Genomic DNA, 18,977 nt, shown 5'->3' with positions numbered 1-18,977 from the left:
TCCGAGTGTGGGGTAGAACGAGACTCGATCACAAGGGAGGCCCCGCTCTCAGCCCCCACCACCTCCCCTTCACCACAGGGGGGGGGGGGGGGGGGGGGTCCGTCCCCCCCCCGCCCCCCCCCCCGTCACTTGGGGACGTTCGCGGCGGTGACGTTCGTGGCCGCGCCGTCGAAACCGATGATCGTGGCCGGTTCGGCGGCGCCCCTGCGGGCCACGTGGCTGACGTACTGCTGGGTCTCGATCACCCGGAGCGTGGAGGGCACGACGGACCTGCCGACGGACCAGCGGACGGCCTTCGGGACCGGCACCAGGCCCGCGGCGCTGGAGATCTTGGCCTGGCGGAGCGTCGTGCGCTTCAGGGCGTACAGGATCACCGCCCCGCCGTCGGTCGTGCGCAGCGCGTAGATGGGGAAGACCGTGGCGGCGAACAACGAGTCGTACAGGAAGCCCCGCAGCTTGTACTCCGGCTGGATCTTCTCGACCTCGTCGAAGTAGCCGGTGGTCTGCGGCCCCGGCGCGATCAGGCTCGCCGCGTACCCCTTGGGGCCCTCCTCGGCGATGGTGGCGTGCAGCGGAGCCATCAGGTGCGGGCTGATCGCGATCGAGTCGTCCCGGGTGGCCAGCGGCGTCGCGTACCCCTCGCCGTCCAGCGCGACGGCGGGCGGCGCGGCGCCCGGGTTCAGCAGAGACGCGAAACTGAGCTGCCAGTCGGAGGACTCGTACTGCTTCATGAAGACCAGGACCGCGGTGCGGCTCCTGCCCTTCGCGTCCTCGCGCCGGACGAGCGCGGCGAACCAGTAGGGATGGCGGCCGGGTCGCAGGCGCGGCACCAGCAGCGTCGGCGTGCCCCAGCGGTAGCGGGGCGGCCGCCGGTCGGTCGAACGGAACGCCGCCACGGTGATCTCCCGCTGCGCGTCCCGCGTCATCTCGATGGCGTAGGAGTCGGCGCCGGCGGCGCGGGCCGCGTCGTCGCCCGCGAGGATCTCGCGCAGCACCGTCCCGGCCTCGGCGAGCGTCACCGCGGGAGCCCCCGGCGATGGGGACGGATCGGGAGAGGCCGGGGCACTGGGGGCCGGGGACGCCGGGACGGCGCCGCGGCGGGGCTGCGCGGGCGTGGACGTGCAGCCGAACACCGCGCCTGCCAGCAGGGACAGCGCGAGGGCGGCACGCATGGTCCTTGTCACGCTCGCCTCCCGATCAGTCCCCCCGCAGAACGCCCATGCTAGCCACGCGCGAGGTGCCTCAGGCTTCGCGTACCCTTGGCAGATGTGGCAGCCATCGATCCCGCAGAAGAGATCAGCGAGCTTACCGGCACACTGAAGGGCATTCAGGATGTGCTGGATCTCGACGTCATGCGCAAGCAGATCGCCGAGTTGGAGGAGCAGGCTGCCGCGCCCGACCTGTGGAACGACCCCGAGCAGGCGCAGAAGGTCACCAGCAAGCTCTCCCACATGCAGGGCGAGCTCAACCGCGTCGAGACCCTGATCCGGCGGCTGGACGACATCTCCGTCCTGTACGAGCTGGCCGAGGCCGAGGACGACGCCGACACGCGCGAAGAGGCCGACCGCGAGCTGGCCTCCCTGCGCACCGACGTCAACGCCCTTGAGGTGCGCACGCTGCTGGCGGGTCCGTACGACGCCCGTGAGGCGCTCGTCACGATCAACTCCCAGGCCGGCGGCGTGGACGCGGCCGACTGGGCCCAGATGCTCCTGCGCATGTACCTCCGGTGGGCCGAGCGCAAGGGCTACTCCACCGAGATCTACGACACCTCCTACGCCGAAGAGGCGGGCATCAAGTCGGCCACCTTCGTGATCAAGGCTCCCTACGCCTATGGGACGCTGAGGGGCGAGCACGGCACCCACCGGCTGGTGCGCATCAGCCCGTTCGACAACCAGGGCCGCCGCCAGACCTCGTTCGCGGGCGTCGACGTGGTGCCGGTCGTCGAGCAGACCGACCACATCGACATCAACGAGGACGACCTGCGCATCGACGTCTACCGGTCCTCCGGCCCCGGCGGCCAGGGCGTCAACACCACCGACTCCGCGGTGCGCATCACCCACCTGCCGACGGGCATCGTGGTCTCCTGCCAGAACGAGCGCTCCCAGCTGCAGAACCGCGCCTCGGCGATGACGGTGCTGCAGGCCAAGCTGCTCGAACGCAAGCGGCAGGAGGAGGCCGACAAGATGTCGGAGCTGCGCGGCGAGTCCACGACCTCCTGGGGCACGCAGATCCGCAACTACGTCCTGCACCCGTACCAGATCGTGAAGGACCTGCGCACGTCGGTCGAGGCCGGCAACCCGTCCGCGGTGCTCGACGGCGACATCGACGGGTTCATCGAGGGCGAGATCCGCTGGATGCGCCGCCAGGAGTCCGGCGCGGCGAGCTAGACGCCCCGCGCCCGGCTACTAGAGGGTCCGCGCCTCATCGCAAGGCTCACGGCCGCCCGCCGCGTGGCGGGCGGCCCTGCGGCGTGCGCGCCGGCGCAGGCCCTGGCCGCCCGAGCGGTCAGGCGCCGTACGGTCAGGCGCCGTACAGGTGCTTCAGCGCCAGCGTGCACACCAGCAGGATGAGCAGCACGATCGCGATGAGCATGGGCGACAGCCCGCCCAGCCCGTGGTGGTGGACCCTCGCCCTGCTGGCCCGGCATGCCGGGCAGCGCCCTTCGACCACCGGGCCGGCGCAGTTGGCGCAGATGAGATGTTCGCAGCTCACGGGATATCTCCCTCTCCACGGTGATCGCTTTACCACCCTGTTAGCGAGTGTGGAATCGTTTTGTTTCCGTTATGGACGTTCCATGCCAGTGTTACCCCTAGACTGAGCCTCGGCCAACCGGAACGTCGATCGTCGGTAAAGAGCGGCGCCCCCCGGCCGGCGAGCAATGCGATGTGGCTGACGCGGCCACCTCCGCGACCGTCCTAACCCCTAGACTGGCATGCCGTGATGCGCCTGTGATCCATTTCGATAATGTCACCAAGGTCTACGCTAACCAGAACCGCCCCGCCCTCGACCACGTCAGCGTGGACGTCGACAAGGGCGAGTTCGTGTTTCTGGTCGGTCCTTCGGGGTCGGGGAAGTCGACCTTTCTCCGGCTGGTCCTGAAGGAAGAGCGCCCCAACTCGGGCGCCATCCATGTCGCCGGTAAGGATCTGGCGCGCCTGTCGAACTTCAAGGTGCCGCACCTGCGCCGCCGCATCGGCTGCGTGTTCCAGGACTTCCGGTTGCTGCCCAACAAGAACGTCTACGAGAACGTGGCGTTCGCGCTGGAGGTCATCGGCAAGCCCCGGCGGTTCATCCGCAAGGTGGTGCCCGAGGTGGTCGAGCTGGTCGGGCTGGAGGGCAAGGCCCACCGTATGCCCGACGAGCTGTCCGGAGGCGAGCAGCAGCGGGTCGCGATGGCCCGCGCGTTCGTCAACCGCCCGATGATCCTGCTGGCGGACGAGCCCACGGGGAACATCGACCCGGCCACCAGCATCGGGATCATGAAGGTGCTCGACCGGATCAACCGGACCGGCACCACCGTCGTCATGGCCACCCATGACGCCGCCATCGTCGACTCCATGCGCAAGCGCGTGGTCGAGCTGGAGGACGGCAAGATCGTCCGAGATCAGTCGCGCGGCGTCTACGGCCAGGCGTACTGATCACCAAGCGAGAGAGCGACAGGGGACACCCAAAGCATGCGGGCAAACTTCATATTCTCTGAGGTCTGGATCGGCCTACGCCGCAACCTCACGATGACCATCGCCGTCATCGTGACCGTCGCCATCGGCATGGCCCTGCTCGGCATTGGGCTCATGATCAACGCACAGGTCGGCAGCATGAGCAGCTACTGGTCCGACAAGGTCCAGCTCTCGGCGTTCCTGTGCAAGAAGAACGACCCGTTCGAGGCGTGCAAGGGCCGGGGCGCCGTCTCCGCCCAGGAGAAGGTCGCGCTGCAGAAGCAGATCGAGAGCATGCCTCAGGTCGAGGCGGTCAAGTTCGAGAACCAGCAGACGGCCTACGAGAACTTCAAGGCCGGCTTCAGCAGCAACAGCGTCCTGGTGAACGCCGTCAAGGTCGAGGACATGCCCGAGTCGTTCCGGGTCAAGCTGAAGAACCCCGACGACTACAAGGCCGTCTTCGACGCGCTCAGCGGCGCGACCGGCGTCGCCAACGTGGTGAACGACCAGCAACTGCTCGACCGGTTCTTCGGGCTGATGAACCGGCTGCGCGGCGCCGCGCTCATCGTGGCGCTGATCCAGGTCTTCGCCGCCATCCTGCTGATCGGCAACACGGTGCGGCTGTCGGCGTACAACCGGAGGCGGGAGACCGGCATCATGCGCCTGGTCGGCGCCTCCAACCTGTACATCCAGCTTCCGTTCGTCATGGAGGGCACCATCGCCGGCCTGGTCGGCGGGGTGATCTCGGCGATCCTGCTGATGTTCGCCAAAATAGTGATCTTCGACAGCATGCAGAAGTTCTTCGTGCTGTCGACACAGCTCACATGGAGCGACGTCGCACAGGTGATCACCCTCACGACCGTGGTCGGCGTGGTCATCTGCGTACTGGCCTCGTTCGTGACGCTCCGCCGATACCTGCGGGTGTGACGCACCCCGGTAGGCTCGCTGTTATGCCACGTGAGACCGGGCGGAAGCTCATCGCCCAGAACAAGCGTGCCCGGCACGACTACCACATTGAGGACACCTACGAGGCCGGGCTCGTCCTGACGGGCACGGAGGTGAAGTCCCTCCGTGCCGGCCGGGCGAGCCTCTCGGACGGGTACGCCCAGGTCAAGGACGACGAGGTGTGGCTGATGAACATCCACATCCCCGAGTACCTCATGGGCACGTGGACCAACCACGCCGCGCGGCGCCCCCGCAAGCTCCTGCTCCACCGCAAGGAGATCGGGAAGATCGTCAACAAGACCAAGGAGTCCGGCCTGACGCTGGTCCCGCTCGCGCTGTACTTCAAGGACGGCAGGGCCAAGGTCGAGATCGGCGTCGCCCGCGGCAAGAAGACCTGGGACAAGCGGCACGACCTCGCCGAGAAGCAGGCGAACAGGGAGATGGCCCGCGCTCTCCGTCACCGCAACCGATGAGGTCCGAGCAGTCGTGGTGCTACCCGTACGTCTGAGAAGAGCCCTGTCGGCGGGGCTGACGCTGGCCGTGGCCGCGCCGATGCTGACCGCCTGCTTCAGCGAGCCGTCGCCGCACGACGCGGTCAGCCAGTTCCTGGTGGGCTGGCAGTCCGGCGACTACGCCGCCGCGGCCGAACGCGCCGACGGCGACCCCAAGGTCGTGCGCAAGGCCCTGGAGGACGCCGGGCTGCAGCTCGACGCCGCGTCCATCCGCTTCTCGCTGAAGGGCCTGACCACCGAGGGCGACAGCGCCGACGCGAAGTTCCACGTCCAGATCGACCTCGGCGACAACAACCCGATCTGGCAGTACGACAACGACCTGCCCCTGCACGTGGTCGACGGCGAGTGGAAGGTCCGCTGGTCGCCGAGCGTCATCCACCCGCAGCTGCGCGAGGGGCAGCGCTTCGCGGTCAAGGTGTCGGGGGAGGGCCGGCAGCCCATCCGCCAGCCCATCGAAGACCGCAACGGCGACCCGCTCCAGCAGGACGCCACGCTCTACCTCGCCGGCGTCTACCCCGACCGGGTGAAAGACCCTGTGGGGGTCTGCGAACGGCTGTTCCAGCTCACCGGCTTCGCCCAGGACCGCCTGCTCGCCCGCATCCGCTCGGCGCCGCCGCAGGAGTTCGTGCCGCTGGTGACGTTCGGCGCCAAGAAGTACGCCCAGCTGCTCGACCGGCTGGAGGAGATCGGCCCCGACCTGGTCATCGAGAAGCAGGCGCAGCCGGTCGCGCCCGCCCAGCCCGTCGACATCATCGGCAAGGTCAGCGCCATCACCGCCGAGACGATGCAGCAGCTCGGCGGCCCGCAGCGCTCCGGCGACACCTTCGGCCAGAGCGGCCTGCAGAAGGCATACCAGGACCAGCTCACCGGCTCGACCGGCACCGAGGTCATCACCTACGACCTCAAGACCGGCGAGCAGGTGGCCGAGCTGGCGCGCTGGCCCGGCAGGACGAACACCACGTCGGTGCGCACCACCATCGACAAGGAGGTGCAGCGGTCCGCCGACCTGGCCGTCGGCGGCGGCCCCGCCGCGCTGCTGGTCGCGGTGGACGGCCCGACCGGGCAGATCCGCGCGGTGGCGTCCAAGCAGTTCGACCAGGTGCGCGACGGGCTCGCAGGGCGCTTCCCGCCCGGCACGACGTTCTCCATCGTGGCGGCGGACGGCCTGCTCGGCGCGGGGCTCGACCCCGAGCAGAAGCTGCCGTGCCCGGCCGACCGCACCGTCGGAGGGGCGCGCTTCCAGCAGGCGCAGGCGTCGACACCGCCCGTGCAACCCACTCCGACGCAGGACCCGGCGCAGTCCCAGACGCAGACACAGACGCAGACACAGACGCAGCCCCAGACGCAGCCGCCGGCCGGCCAGACGCCGAGCGTCACCGCGAACTTCGCGCGGGGGTGCGTCACCGCGCTGGCGTCCCTGTCGCGCCGCATCGACGCCGGGGCGCTCGGCCAGGCGGCCGCCCGCTTCGGCATCGGCGGGGGCTGGCGGCTGCCGCTGCGGTCGTTCAGCGGCAGCGTGCCGGCCACGGGCGGCGACGCCGCCAAGGCCAAGATCATTGCCGGGCAGACGGTCCGGGTCAGCCCGCTGTCGATGGCACTGGTCGCCGGGGCCCTCAGCTCCGGCACCTGGCGCCCGCCGACGCTGGTCACCTCGCCCGCCTCACCGGACCTGTCGTCCGAGGTCGCGCCCACTCCGCCGCCGCGCCCGGTCACGCTCGACCCGAAGACCCTGAGCGAGCTTCGCGCGCTCATGAGAGCGGGCGTCACCTCGGGCACGGCCACGGCCGCTTCGGCGCCGGGCGAGAAGGTCTACGGGCTGGCCTCGTCCGCGACGTACACCGAGAAGAAGCGGCAGAGGCATCTGTCCTGGTTCGTGGGCTGGCAGGGCGACCTGGCCGTCGCCGTGCTCACCGAGACCACCAACCCGGAGACCTCGGCCCAGATCGCCGGCCAGTTCTTCCGCAACACCCGCACGCCCGCCTGAACCCCCGCCCGCCCGGCCCGCTGAACGGTCCGGCCGTACGGCGGGGGAGGCAGGGCGCGCGGAGGGGGGCAGGCCTGTGGAACACCCTGCCGAGGGTCGGCGGCGCCGGTCGGGGGGGCGGCCGGAAAATTGTGCCGCGGCCGAGCAACCATCGGGGCACCGTCTTGCGTCTTTCTCGGTGACCGGGCACCGCTTGGGGGTTGCGGGCCTGGTCGCCGTGATGAGACCAGGGCTTCATCTCGGGGGAAGCCCTGCCGTCCGGACCGGCTCGACCCTGCCGGTCGGCCCCCGGGGGCGTGCGCCATGTGCCACGTCCCCGGGGGTTCGGCGCGTACGGACGCCACAGGGAATCAAGTTGGCACCGCCGGTGTTGTGTGGAGTATCTTCGAGTCGATCGACCTCCCCGGAGGTCGTGTTGACAACTCCACAGGGGGTGACTGGTTTCGACTTCGGCATGTCGTGCCAGGGGAAGCGGGTCGAGGACTGCGGACATAACCTCGTTAATCCTGTGACCGCAAAACAATAAGTGCCAATAACACGCGCACTCAGGGCCACATGGCCCTCGCCGCCTGAGCGAGGTCTAGGCCCTTGTCAGCCCGGGATCGCCTCCGGCCCGGAACTGGCATCGCTAGGAGGCTCAACCGATCGACCCGGTCACGGGGACGATAGGGAAACCAAACAGTGACTGAGCCCGTCGGTGACTCGCCTGCGAGATCACCGGGGCCGAGAAAATCGCAGCAGGCTGCACCCGGAGAAGCCCTGACATGGTGTTGAAGGACGCGGGTTCGATTCCCGCCACCTCCACTCCCCGTCCGTGCCACGCGCACGGAAGATGATCGCCCGAGGGCGGTCGGCAGGCCCCACGGCCCGTCGGCCGCCCTTTGTCGTGCGTCCTCGCCGGGCGGCAGGCCGGGATTTTCGCCCGGTGTGAACGGGGGGCCGGGGGTTGAGTGTGGTTCGTTAGCGTGGAGCGATGAGCGATCTTCGGTCGGCGGTGGTCAACAGGGTGCGGCTCGCGTACCAGATGGCGGGGGAGGCCGACGCGCCTCCGATGCTGCTCCTGCACGGGCGGGGCGCCGATCACACCTCGTGGGCCGGTGTCGTCGAACGCCTGGCGACGTCCTGGCGCGTCTACGCGCCGGACTCCCGTGGCAGCGGAGCCAGCGAATGGCCCGGCGTCTACACCCTTGAGCTGATGCGCGATGACGTGCTCGCCCTGCTCGACCACCTCGAACTGCCCACCGCGACCATCGTCGGGCACTCCATGGGCGGCATGGTCGCGTCCCTGGTCGCCCAGGAACGGCCGGGCCGGGTCGAGCGCATGGTGCTGGAGGACGTTCCCGCTCCCCATCCCGCCGGCCTGCCCCTCCCCGCCAGGCCGCACGGCGACCTGTCCTTCGACTGGGCCATGGTCGAGCAGACCGCACACCAGCGCAACCACCCTGACCCTGCGTGGCTGGACGGCCTGGCGAAGATCACCGCGCCGACGCTGGTCGTCGCGGGCGGCGCGAGCAGCCATCTGCCGCAACACCAGGTCGCCGACATGGCCCGCCGCATCCCCGGCGCCCGCCTGGTGACGATCGAGGCCGGCCACGAGATCCACGCCACCCGTCCGGCGGAGTTCCTCGCCGCGCTCACCGACTTCCTCGGCCGCTGAGCGGGGCTCGGCCGCGGGCGCGGGACGCCGTCAGCGGTAGACGCGGATGGCGCCGGTGAGGATCCGGCGGGCGGTGGCGAAGACCTCGTCGGCCGTCGCCGGCGACGGGGGCGGGGCGACGACCTGCACCATCTGCGTGCTGAGCTCGCCGACGTCGGGGAACAGCTCCCACTTCCACGCCGGGCTTGTGAGGCTGTCGAAGCGTTCGAGGCTCACCACCAGGGGCGCCATGCCGTCCCATCCCCAGGGCGGCGTCTGCGTGAGCCGCGCCAGCCGGACGGAGGCACGCGACACCGGACCGCCGCCGTCTCCCGCCGGTCGCGCGCCGGAGCCGGGGGCACCGGGCTGGAGTCCAAGGTCGGCCGGGTGGGGGCCGGAGAGCGCGGTCGGCGGGTCCAGCGTCGCCAGGCCGGCGCGTTCGGCGGCCTGGAGGAGCAGGCCGGACGGGTCGTCCAGGTCGGCCAGGGAAGCGTGCCGGTACGCGGTCGACTGCGCGAGCAGCACGGACTCGGCCAGGCGCTGGTCGGTGCCGTGCTCGCCGGCCCAGTCGTCCGGGGCGATGCCGTGACGCTCCCCGGTCGCGCGCAGGTCGGCCAGCACCCGCGCGGCCGCGTCGAGCACCGAGGGGGTGTAGACGGTGCGGTAGTGCCCGCGCGCGACCCGCTCGATCAGCCGGCGGGCGGAGGTGGTCTCGGTGGTCGTCATCGGCTGCTGTCCCTCGTCGTCTCGCCTGTGACCGTTAGGACTTTAGCCCTACTTGATCCATTGGCGTGACACGGGCCGGCCGGGGCGCGCGGCGCGGACCACGATGACGCCGTCCGGCCGGGCGTCGGCGGATGAGGTCAGCCGCCCGAGAGGGTGCCGAGGGTGACGATGACGGTGACGGTCCTGCCGTTCGGGTGGAGCAGCTCCACCTTCGCCTGCGCGCCCGGCTTGAGGCCCGCGAGAACCTCCGACAGGGCCGCGGCCGTCGGCGTCTGCTTGCCGTTGATGCTGGTGATGATGTCGCCGGCCTTGATCCCGGCCCTGGCGGCGCCGCTGCCCGCGTCGACCTGGGCGATGCCGACGCCCACCGGACGGCCCTCGGTGTCCACGACGGTGTTGACCCGGACGCCGAGCGCGGCGCGGCGTGTGTTGGTGACCTTGCCGTACCTGATGATCTGATCGGCCACGTCCTTGGCGGTGCTGCTCGGGATGGCGAACCCGATGCCGGGAGCGGCGCCGCCGCCCAGGTCGGGATTTATGGCGGCGAGCGTGGGGACGCCGATCACCTCGCCCCTGAGGTTGGTGAGCGCGCCGCCGCTGTTGCCGGGGTTGATCGACGCGGACGTCTGGATGGCGTTGGTGATCGTGGCTCCCGGCGAGCCTTCGCCCTGCGGTTCGGTCACGGTGCGGCCGAGCGCGGAGATGATGCCGTTGGTCACGCTCCCCGACAGGCCGAGCGGGTTGCCCATGGCCAGGACCATCTGGCCGACCTTCAGGTTGCCGGAGTCGCCGAACGTGGCGGGGGTGAGGCCGGTGCGGTCGGCGACGCGGATGACGGCGAGGTCGCCCAGGGGGTAGGACGAGACCAGGTCGGCCTTGCGGGGCCTGCCGCCGGTGGCCAGCGTGACCTCGAAGGTCTTGGACCTGCCCACCACGTGGGCGTTGGTCACGATGTGGCCCTTGGTGTCGTACACGATGCCCGAGCCGAGCCCGCCCGAGGTGTTGATCTGCACGATGGACGGCAGCACCTGGGCGATGACCCGCTCGTACGCCTGCTCCTCGCTGATCACCGTGGCGCCCGGGGGCGATGTGCCGCCGCCGCCCTCGCTCGCCGTGCTCGTCGAGGCCGGAGTACCGGTGAGGCCGCACCCGCTGAGCACCACCAGTGCACCGGCCACCCCGGCGGCCGCGGCATGCCGCACGGCATGTCCGGCTCTCCGGTTACCTGGTGTAGTCGCCATGGAACACGTCATTCCCGACCAGACGGAAGATACTCGCCATATACCGCCAATGACGTGATCTTGGTAATTGCCCGACGTGTGCGCTCGGTGCGCCTGGGACGAGATTTCTCGATTGGCGCCTCTGAGGCTCTGACCTGTGACAATGTGATGCCGGACGGCGAAGCGGGACCGCCGGGCAGCATGGATCACGATTTGTGACGTAGTCTGCCGACATGGCGGACGGCGCTGGTAACTCCCCAAGCCGCCCAGGGTCTGGGCGGCCTCCGACGTACGTTCCCTCCTACGACGCGCCCACCACGCCGATGCCGCGGCTGAGCCCTGAGCAGGCGCTCGCGATGGCACAGGCGGCGACGGACACCGCGAAGGCGGCGACAGAGGCCGCCAAAGCCGCCTCCGACGCCGCCAAGACCGCCTCCGACGCCGGCGAGGCCGCCTCCGACGCCGGCGAGGCCGGGCCGTCCGACGCGGGCAAGGGCTCCGCTGAGAACGGCGACGCCGCCAAGACCGCCTTCGACGCCGCGAAGGCCGCCTCTCGTGCGAGGAAGTCTCCCTACGAGTCCGGCAAGGCCGCGTCCCGTGCGGGAAGGCCTCCCTACCAGGCAGGGAAGGCCACGTCCGCCGCGAGCGCGAGGTCGTCCTCAGAGGCACCGGACCCACAGGAGGCACCGAAGGCATCGGACGCGCCGGAGTCCTCGGAGGCACGGGACGTCGCCGCGGCCTACTCCTCCTCGGACACGGTGGAGATCCCCGTACGGTCGAGACAGGGCGTGCCCGGCACGGCCAGGAGCACGCAGCCCGAGCGGACGGAGCGGACCGAGCGGGCGGAGCAAGCGGGACAGTCGGGATGGAACGGCGTCGCGCGAAACGGCGTCGCGCGGAGTGGTGTCGCGTGGAGTGGCGCGGCCGAGAGCGGCGACGCGATCAGCGGGGTCGACGAGGGCGACCAGGTCACCGTCAATGTCCGCAGGCCGGCTGGACCGTTCCTGCCGTCCGGCGCCCCCACGGCCGCGGCCAGGGCGGCTCGGGCCGCTGACCTGGCGGCCGCCGCGCCGCCCGCCAGGCCGTTGTCCCGCGCGCGGCCGGGCCTGCTCGGCGCGGCGATCCTCCGCGTCGGCGACGTCCCGATCAAGGCGGTGTACGGCATCGGCGCGTTGATCGCCACCATGGTGATCGTGGTCCTCATCTTCATGCTGTTCGGGGAGGACAGACCGGGCGACCCGGTGCGGGTGGACCCGGCGCAGGCCGGCGGTCCCGCCGCGTCCGGCGCGCCGGTGAAACCGACGCCGAAGCCGACCCCGATCGCCATGCCGCCGGTGCCCGCGGCCAAGGCGATGACCGTCTTCCCCGGGACGGGCACGCCGATCGCGGCGTACGTGGTGGACCGCACCGCCGGCGTCACCTACGCCCAGTACGGCGCGCCGTGGGCCAAGACCGTGAAGGCGCCCTTCTCGGCGGCCCAGAAGGTCGGTTCCGCGAAGCGGCCGCAGGCGTTGATCGCCTCAGGCCCGGTCCCGGTGGCCGTGCCCAAGGCGCCGGCGACCTATGACGGCTACCGCAAGCTGGCGGTCAAGGCCGCCAGGTGGACGTTGCGCTACCAGCCCGCGGGCTCCAAGTTCACCTGGACGGTGTCGCAGCAGGCGCGCTACAACCTCGGGTGGGTGCTCGGCTACAAGGTCAGCTATGTGCAGGGCGGCAAGAGGCATTCCTCGCAGGCGTACGTGTTCGTCGTCTCGGCGCCGGCGAAGAAGAAGCCCGCGATGCTGTTCGCGACCGTGACGGACGCCCGCCAGGCGCTCTACCACGACCTCAACATGCTCTTCTGGACCGCCCGCGCCGCCTGAACGACCTGATCCGCGCGGCCAGGACGACATGATGCGCTCATTTGGGCGGTCTCATCCGCGTTCAGCCGTTGGCCATGGAAGCATCTTCTAGAATATGATTCTGGGACGTCTGGAGGCCGAGCGGCACGGAGGGTGTTATGGCGATCGGGTTGAGCGAGGAACACGAGGCGCTCCGCGAGTCCGTGAGCGGCTGGGCGGAGCGCAACATCCCCGCGGAGGTCGTGCGCGCCGCCATCGGCGCGCAGGACGAGCAGCGGCCCGCGTTCTGGAACGGCCTGGCCGACCAGGGCCTGCTGGGGCTGCACCTGCCCGAGGAGTACGGCGGTGGCGGCTTCGGGCTGCTCGAGACCGCGGTGGCCGTCGAGGCCCTCGGCGCGCGCGTCGCACCCGGCCCGTACGTACCCACCGTCCTCGCCTCGGCCGTCATCCTGGCCTCCGACGGCAAGGCGCGCTCCGAGCTGCTTCCCGGGCTGGCCGACGGCACGCTGACCGGCGCGGTCGCCCTCGGCGGCACGCTCACCGGCACCCGCGGCGACGACGGCGTCCTGACCGTCAGCGGCACCGCCGAGCCCGTGCTCGGGGCGGCGCTCGCCGACGTGCTCGTGCTCCCGGTGAGCACCGGGCAGGGCGAGGAGTGGGTCGTCGTACCCGCCGGCGACGTGACCGTCACCCAGGTCAAGAGCCTGGACCTCACCAGGGCGGTGGCCAAGGTCGAGGCCGACGGGGTGGCGGTGCAGGGCGAGCGCGTCCTGGACGGCCTCGACCGGACGCGCGTCCGCGGCCTCGCCGCGATCCTGCTCGGCGCGGAGGCGGCCGGCGTCGCCTCCTGGTGCGTGCGCGCCGCCGCCGAGTACGCCAAGGTGCGCGTGCAGTTCGGCCGGCCGATCGGCCAGTTCCAGGGCGTCAAGCACAAGGCGTCCCGCATGCTTGTCGCGCTGGAGCAGGCCCGCGCCACCGTGTGGGACGCCACCCGCGCGGCCGGCGACGAACTGCGCTACGCCGCCGCGATCGCCGGGGTCATGGCCCCCGACGCCGCCGTGCAGTGCGCCAAGGACGCCATCCAGATCTTCGGCGGCATCGGATACACCTTCGAGCACGACGCCCACCTGTACTACCGCCGCGCGCTGACCATCCGCGCGCTGCTCGGCCCGTCCGCCGAGTGGGCGGACGCGGTCGCCTCCTACGCCCTGTCCGGCGTGACCCGCGAGATGGAGATCGAGCTTCCCGAGGACACCGAGGCGCTGCGCACGGCCATCCGCGAAGAGATCGCCGAGCTCGCCGCGCTGGAGGGCAAGGAGCAGAAGCGCGCCTTGGCGGCCAAGGGCTTCGTCATGCCCCACCTGCCGAAGCCGTGGGGCCGGGGCGCCTCGCCGCTGGAGCAGGTGCTCATCTACCAGGAGCTCAAGGCCGCGCGGGTACGGCTGCCGCAGATGATCATCGGTGCGTGGGTGGTGCCGTCCCTCGTGGCCTACGGCACCTCCGAGCAGCAGCAACGGTTCCTGCCGTCGACCCTGTCCGGCGAGCTGATCTGGTGCCAGCTGTTCAGCGAACCCGGCGCGGGCTCCGACCTGGCCTCGCTGCAGATGAAGGCCGAGCGGGTCGAGGGCGGCTGGAAGCTGAACGGCCAGAAGATCTGGACCTCCGTCGCGCACGTCGCCGAGTGGGGCATCTGCATCGCGCGCACCGACAGCGCCAAGCCCAAGCACGACGGCATCACCTACTTCGTGGTCGACATGAAGGCCCCCGGGGTCACCGTCCGCCCGCTCACCGAGATGACCGGGGAGAACCTGTTCAACGAGGTGTTCCTCGACGACGTCTTCGTCCCGGACGAGCTGGTCGTGGGCGAGGTCAACGAGGGATGGCGGGTCGCGCGCAACACCCTGTCCAACGAGCGCGTGTCCCTGTCGTCCGGCTCGGGCGGCACCGGGTCCTCGGTGCCCGACCTGCTCGGCCTGGTGTCCCGTCTCGGCCGCGAGCTCACGGCGGCCGAGCGGCAGCAGGTGGCGCACGTGGTGTGCGAAGGGCACTCGATCAACGCGCTCAGCCTGCGGGTCACGCTGAAGCAGCTCGCCGGCGCCGAGCCGGGGGCCGACGCCTCGGTGCGCAAGCTGCTGTCCACCTCGCACGCGCAGCACGTGTCCGAGTGCGCGGTCGACCTGCTCGGCGCGTCGGCGACGGTGGCCGCCGACATGAAGCTCGGCGACGCGGGCTACTGGAACCGGGCGGTCCTCGCCACCCGGGCGATGACCATCTACGGCGGCACCACCGAGGTCCAGCTCAACATCATCGCCGAACGCATGCTCGGCCTCCCCCGCGACCCCGAACCCGGCAAATAACCCCGCCTCACCCCCGACCTCAGGTATCCGACTCCCGGTATCCGACGCCTCCTGGGCTCCTCGCCGCCGTGGCGAGGTGCCGGGTTCGGGTAGTTTTGCGTGGTCCGCTGCTTGCCGGCGACCGGAGTAGTGCGAGGCCATGCGAGATCATCGGTTCGTGGGGGCGGCGCCCGCGGTGGCCGCGCTGATCGTGGGCATCGTGGTCCTCGGCCCGGCGCTGCGGCCCGGGTTCGTGCTGCGGTACGACATGGTGTTCGTGCCGGACCCGCCGGTCACCTGGCCGTCAGGCGGCTTCCCCCGCGCCGTGCCCAGCGACCTTGTCGTCGCGCTGCTCTCGCATGTCGTGCCGGCGGCCGTCCTGCAGAAGGTCATCCTGCTCGGCATCTTCGTCCTGGCGGGCGCCGGAGCCGCCGCCCTGGTCTCACAGGTCCGCACAGCCAGGGCCGGGCTGGACGTCGGAATGCTCGTGGCCCGGATCGCGGCGGCGGTGTTCTACGCCTGGAACGCCTACCTCGCACAGCGGCTCCTGCTCGGGCAATGGGCGCTGCTGCTCGGTTATGCCGGGCTGCCCTGGGTGGTGAGAGCAGCAATTCAGGGCGGGTGGCGGCGGCTCGCCCTGGCCCTTCTCCCTGCGGCGGTGGGCGGCTTCCAAGCCACGCTCGTCTCGGTCCTGGTGGTGCTGCCCGTCGCGGCCACCCGTCCTGGACGACGGCTGCGTTCGACTGTGCCGGCTTTGGTGGTGCCGGCCGTGCTCAGCCTGCCGTGGGCGGTGCCCGCACTGCTCAGCGACGCCGCGACCGACCCGGCCGGGGTCGACGCCTTCGCGGCCCGCGCCGACGGGCCGTTCGGCACGATCGGCAGCCTGCTGACCCTTGGTGGCATCTGGAACGCCGAGGCCGAAGTACCGGGCCAGTCCGCGTGGTGGCTCGCCACCGCACGACTGGTCGTCGCTGTGCTGGCGATCGTCGCATTCACCCGGTTCCGCGCGGCGCCGTACCGTCACGGGTTGCTGATCGCGGCCGGAGCCGGACTCGTCGTTGCGCTGACCGGCGCGTACGCGCCTGGCGTACTCAAGGCGCTGATCGCCTGGTGGCCGGGCTTCGGCCCGCTACGCGACGGCCAGCTCTACATCGCCCCTCTGGCATTGCTCCAGGCCGTGGGCTTCGCACTGCTCGCCCGCCGTACAACGGCGCCGGCATCGCCGTACCCCTCCCCACCGACGCGGCGCCGATTCAACCCCAACACGATGCGGGAGGAGGGTCCCCCTCCGGGCGGTGGTGGGTCATTGGTCCCGTCGGATGTGGCGGGTGAGGAGGCACGGCCTCCGGAGTGTGGCGGGTGGGGAGCAGCCTCGTCAGGGGAGGAGGGGCGGTCTCCGGTGAGTGGTGGGCGAGGAGCTGGTGGCGGCGTTGCGGGGGAGGAGGGGGCGTCTCTGGCTGGTGGTGCGTGGGATGGGACGGGTGGCAAGTGGGGGGTGGTGGTCGCGGTTGTCGTGGGGTTGGTGCCGGTGTTGGTGTTGCCTGCGTTGGGGTGGGGGGCGGCCGGGCGGCTCGGGGCGGTGGAGTATCCGCAGGACTGGCGGCGGGTGCAGGCCATCGTCAACGGGGACCCGAGTCCCGGGGCGCTGCTCTCGTTGCCGTGGGGCGCGCACCGGGCGTTCGCGTGGAACGACGGGCGGGTGATCCTGGACCCCGCGACCAAGAGCTTCGCGCGCCGGGTCGTGTGGGACGACGCGCTCCTCGTCGGGCTCGGGCGCGGACGCGTCCTGCGGGTCGGCGGGGAAGATCGGCTGGCCCGGCGGATCGGAGCACTCCTCGGTACGCCCGCCGGTCCGGGGGCCGAGCGGCGGGACGGGCCGGGTGCCGAGCGTCCAGGTACTGAGTGGCGGTCCGGGCCGGGGGGCGAGCAACGGGCTGGGGCGCTGACGGCTGGACTGAGGGGGGCGGGGATACGCTACGTGCTCATTGTGGGACAGAGTGAGAACACGTTCCGGTCTCGGCTGGCGGGAGCGGTTTCCGTGTACATGGGACAGGAGTTGGTGCTGCTGCGGTTGTGACCGCCTCCCCGGGACGACAGGGAGCTCTGCTGCCCCTGTGACGTGGGCGGTATCTCCAGGCCTGGGCATACTGGACGGTAAGTCTTATTATTACGTTTTGAGTAACGGCCTGGCCTGTAACCTGTATCACGTTCTACTCTCGGTGAAGTCCCCACGCGTCCGCACTTTGGAGGGAGAAAGCCCAATGGTGCGAGTACTCGCTGCTCTCGTCGTTGGGGTGGTTCTGGCGATCGGCGCGTCTGTCAGCGTCGTCAACGTTGTCGCCCCAAGCCCTCAGCCGCCCAACAAGCCGCTGTACAACTACGGCAACCGGTGATCTTCAACGGGCGGGGCCCGCGCCGCGATAGGTGAGCCCGTCCCGTCTCTTGTTCCCCGCAGATCGAGGCGTGGCTCAGCCATGCCCGAAACCCGGCGGGGGCGGGGCCCGACGATATATAGGCCGGCAGACGTATGCGGCAGACGTATGACCGACGACAGCGAGCGCACAGCCAGGAGGGCTCGACGCACACGAAGGAGTGTCCGTGGTCGCACAGCAGGTGGGCCGAGCCCCGCAGGAACCCCGCCGTCACTCTCGTGACGCGGCCGGGTCTCGCGGCGCCGCGGAACCGTCCCTTGGTGTCGCCGAGGTCGTTCCCAGTGTGGCCTGCGCGATCGCGGACGAGGCCTCTGCGAGTGTGGGCGGGGCTTCCGCGGGCGCCGGTGGGGCGTTGGCGGGGGTGCGGGTGGCGGTGTGCAACTTCCGGGAGCCCGCGCAGTCGGTCGCCGGTGGGGCGGAGGAGTACGCCTGGCAGGTCGGACGCCACCTTCTCGCCCAGGGCGCCTCGGTGCACTTCCTGACCAGCCGGGAGCCCGGCCAAACGGGCGGCGAGCGGCGCGACGGCGTCGAGCTGCGGCGCATGGGCAACCGCTACCTCGTCTACCTGCTGGTCCCGCTGTGGCTGCTGCTGCGCCGCCGCCGCTTCGACGTGGTCATCGACTGCATGAACGGCATCCCGTTCTTCGCGCCGCTGGTGGTGTCGCGGCGCACGACGGTCGTCTGCCTGGTGCATCACGTGCACGACCGCCAGTTCTACGCCTTCTTCCCGCGCTGGCTGGCCCGCATCGGCTGTTTCATCGAGGGACCGGTCGCCCGCCTGCTGTACCGCCGCCGCACGACCGTCACGGTGTCGGAGTCGTCGCGGGCCGAGCTGCGCGACCGGCTCGGCTGGCTCGCGCCCATCGAGGTCATCCCGAACGGCAGCCCGGCCGTGCGCCCGCTCGCGACGACGGTGGGCGGCCGGCGGGTCGAAGGCGACCCGGTGGTGGCCTACCTGGGGAGGCTCGTCGGCCACAAGCGGGTGGAGCGCGTGGTGGGGCTGGTGACCGAGCTGAGGCAGTCCTGGCCGGGCCTGCACGTCCACGTGGTGGGCCGGGGCCCGGAGTTCGAGCCGCTGGCCCGCCTGGCCGCCGAGCCGGGCGTGACCGGACGGGTGAGCATGCACGGGTTCCTGGCCGAGCAGGAGAAGAACGCGGTGCTCGGCGCCGCCCGGCTGAACGTCACGGCCTCGGAGTTCGAGGGCTGGGGCCTGACGGTGATCGAGGCGGCGGCGCTCGGCGTGCCGACCGTCGCCTACGACGTCGCGGGCCTGCGCGACTCGGTGCGGGACGGGGTGACGGGATGGCTGGTCCGGGACGGCGAGTCGCTGGCCGCCGTCGTCGATCGCGCGCTCAAGGAGCTGGCGGACCCGGTGCGCCGGGCGGAGGTGCAGCGGGCGTGCCGGGGCTGGGCGGCGGAGTTCTCGTGGGGGAGGACGGGCGCTAGGATGACCGGACTCATCGCCGCTGAACTGGAGCAAAAGGGGCATGTCAGGCCGCTCGCCTTCCGGCTCGCCGCAGGTGAGAGTCATACTCCCTGACCACCTGCCGGTGCCGGGCCGTGACCTCCGCCAAGGGCCACGTCCGGGGGGCGACCGCCTGTGCCGACCGTGCCCGCGTCCTGACGTGCTCTCCGGGCCGCGTCCTGAGGTCCTGTGCGGGTCGCGTCCTGACGTGCTGTCCGGGCCGC

At 71.0% G+C, this 18,977-nt stretch carries 14 protein-coding genes and 1 other RNA gene; 11 read left to right on the top strand and 4 right to left on the bottom strand.

What is annotated here, in order from left to right; translation table 11 throughout:
• Positions 1 to 125: 125 nt before the first annotated feature.
• A complete protein-coding gene (locus tag ACZ6QO_RS11760) occupies positions 126 to 1,184 on the bottom strand; it encodes a DUF8094 domain-containing protein (protein ID WP_465849946.1) in 1,059 nt (352 codons plus the stop codon).
• 84 nt (positions 1,185 to 1,268) lie between these two features.
• On the opposite strand from ACZ6QO_RS11760, the gene prfB reads away from it, so the two are divergent.
• Positions 1,269 to 2,387 (top strand): peptide chain release factor 2, encoded by a 1,119-nt coding sequence (gene prfB / locus ACZ6QO_RS11755; RefSeq protein ID WP_465849944.1) that lies wholly within the window; start codon positions 1,269 to 1,271, stop codon positions 2,385 to 2,387.
• A 133-nt stretch (positions 2,388 to 2,520) separates the two neighbouring features.
• Here the strand turns inward: prfB and ACZ6QO_RS11750 are convergent, their stop codons facing one another.
• A complete protein-coding gene (locus ACZ6QO_RS11750; RefSeq protein ID WP_465849943.1) occupies positions 2,521 to 2,712 on the bottom strand; it encodes a hypothetical protein in 192 nt (63 codons plus the stop codon).
• A gap of 236 nt (positions 2,713 to 2,948) precedes the next feature.
• Between ACZ6QO_RS11750 and ftsE the strand changes: the two genes are divergently transcribed.
• The 6 genes from ftsE (at position 2,949) to ACZ6QO_RS11720 (ending at position 8,754) form a co-directional block, all read left to right on the top strand.
• Entirely contained in the window at positions 2,949 to 3,638 is a 690-nt protein-coding gene (gene ftsE / locus ACZ6QO_RS11745; protein WP_184939289.1) for a cell division ATP-binding protein FtsE, read from the top strand.
• A gap of 36 nt (positions 3,639 to 3,674) precedes the next feature.
• Positions 3,675 to 4,583: a permease-like cell division protein FtsX gene (ftsX, locus tag ACZ6QO_RS11740; RefSeq protein WP_465849941.1), complete on the top strand. Its 909-nt coding sequence runs from the start codon at positions 3,675 to 3,677 to the stop codon at positions 4,581 to 4,583.
• Positions 4,584 to 4,606: 23 nt separating this feature from the next.
• Positions 4,607 to 5,074, top strand: coding sequence for an SsrA-binding protein SmpB (gene smpB, locus ACZ6QO_RS11735; protein ID WP_465849939.1), 468 nt, complete (start codon positions 4,607 to 4,609; stop codon positions 5,072 to 5,074).
• A 16-nt stretch (positions 5,075 to 5,090) separates the two neighbouring features.
• A complete protein-coding gene (locus ACZ6QO_RS11730) occupies positions 5,091 to 7,097 on the top strand; it encodes a penicillin-binding transpeptidase domain-containing protein (RefSeq protein ID WP_465849937.1) in 2,007 nt (668 codons plus the stop codon).
• Between the two features lie 429 nt (positions 7,098 to 7,526).
• Positions 7,527 to 7,904, top strand: a transfer-messenger RNA (tmRNA) gene (gene ssrA / locus ACZ6QO_RS11725).
• A gap of 166 nt (positions 7,905 to 8,070) precedes the next feature.
• On the top strand, positions 8,071 to 8,754 hold the full coding sequence (locus ACZ6QO_RS11720; protein WP_465849936.1) for an alpha/beta fold hydrolase: 684 nt from the start codon (positions 8,071 to 8,073) through the stop codon (positions 8,752 to 8,754).
• 30 nt (positions 8,755 to 8,784) lie between these two features.
• Here the strand turns inward: ACZ6QO_RS11720 and ACZ6QO_RS11715 are convergent, their stop codons facing one another.
• Both ACZ6QO_RS11715 and ACZ6QO_RS11710 read right to left on the bottom strand, forming a co-directional pair.
• Entirely contained in the window at positions 8,785 to 9,459 is a 675-nt protein-coding gene (locus ACZ6QO_RS11715) for a hypothetical protein (RefSeq protein ID WP_465849934.1), read from the bottom strand.
• A gap of 137 nt (positions 9,460 to 9,596) precedes the next feature.
• Positions 9,597 to 10,661 carry a S1C family serine protease gene (locus tag ACZ6QO_RS11710; protein WP_465849932.1) on the bottom strand — a complete coding sequence of 355 codons (1,065 nt, stop codon included), beginning with the start codon at positions 10,659 to 10,661 and terminating at the stop codon, positions 9,597 to 9,599.
• 251 nt (positions 10,662 to 10,912) lie between these two features.
• On the opposite strand from ACZ6QO_RS11710, the gene ACZ6QO_RS11705 reads away from it, so the two are divergent.
• From ACZ6QO_RS11705 to ACZ6QO_RS11690, 4 genes are all read left to right on the top strand, one after another.
• Positions 10,913 to 12,541, top strand: coding sequence for a hypothetical protein (locus ACZ6QO_RS11705; protein WP_465849930.1), 1,629 nt, complete (start codon positions 10,913 to 10,915; stop codon positions 12,539 to 12,541).
• A 137-nt stretch (positions 12,542 to 12,678) separates the two neighbouring features.
• The gene (locus ACZ6QO_RS11700) at positions 12,679 to 14,877 is read left to right on the top strand and encodes an acyl-CoA dehydrogenase (RefSeq protein WP_465849928.1); all 2,199 of its coding nucleotides are present in this window, start codon (positions 12,679 to 12,681) and stop codon (positions 14,875 to 14,877) included.
• A 157-nt stretch (positions 14,878 to 15,034) separates the two neighbouring features.
• Positions 15,035 to 16,933, top strand: coding sequence for an MmpA family trehalose lipid delivery protein (locus tag ACZ6QO_RS11695; protein WP_465849926.1), 1,899 nt, complete (start codon positions 15,035 to 15,037; stop codon positions 16,931 to 16,933).
• 716 nt (positions 16,934 to 17,649) lie between these two features.
• Complete coding sequence (locus ACZ6QO_RS11690) at positions 17,650 to 18,828, top strand: glycosyltransferase family 4 protein (protein WP_465850159.1); 1,179 nt, start codon at positions 17,650 to 17,652, stop codon at positions 18,826 to 18,828.
• Positions 18,829 to 18,977 lie beyond the last annotated feature (149 nt).

Source organism: Sphaerisporangium sp. NPDC049457, assembly GCF_055586705.1.
This window is presented reverse-complemented; position numbering and strand designations above follow the sequence as displayed.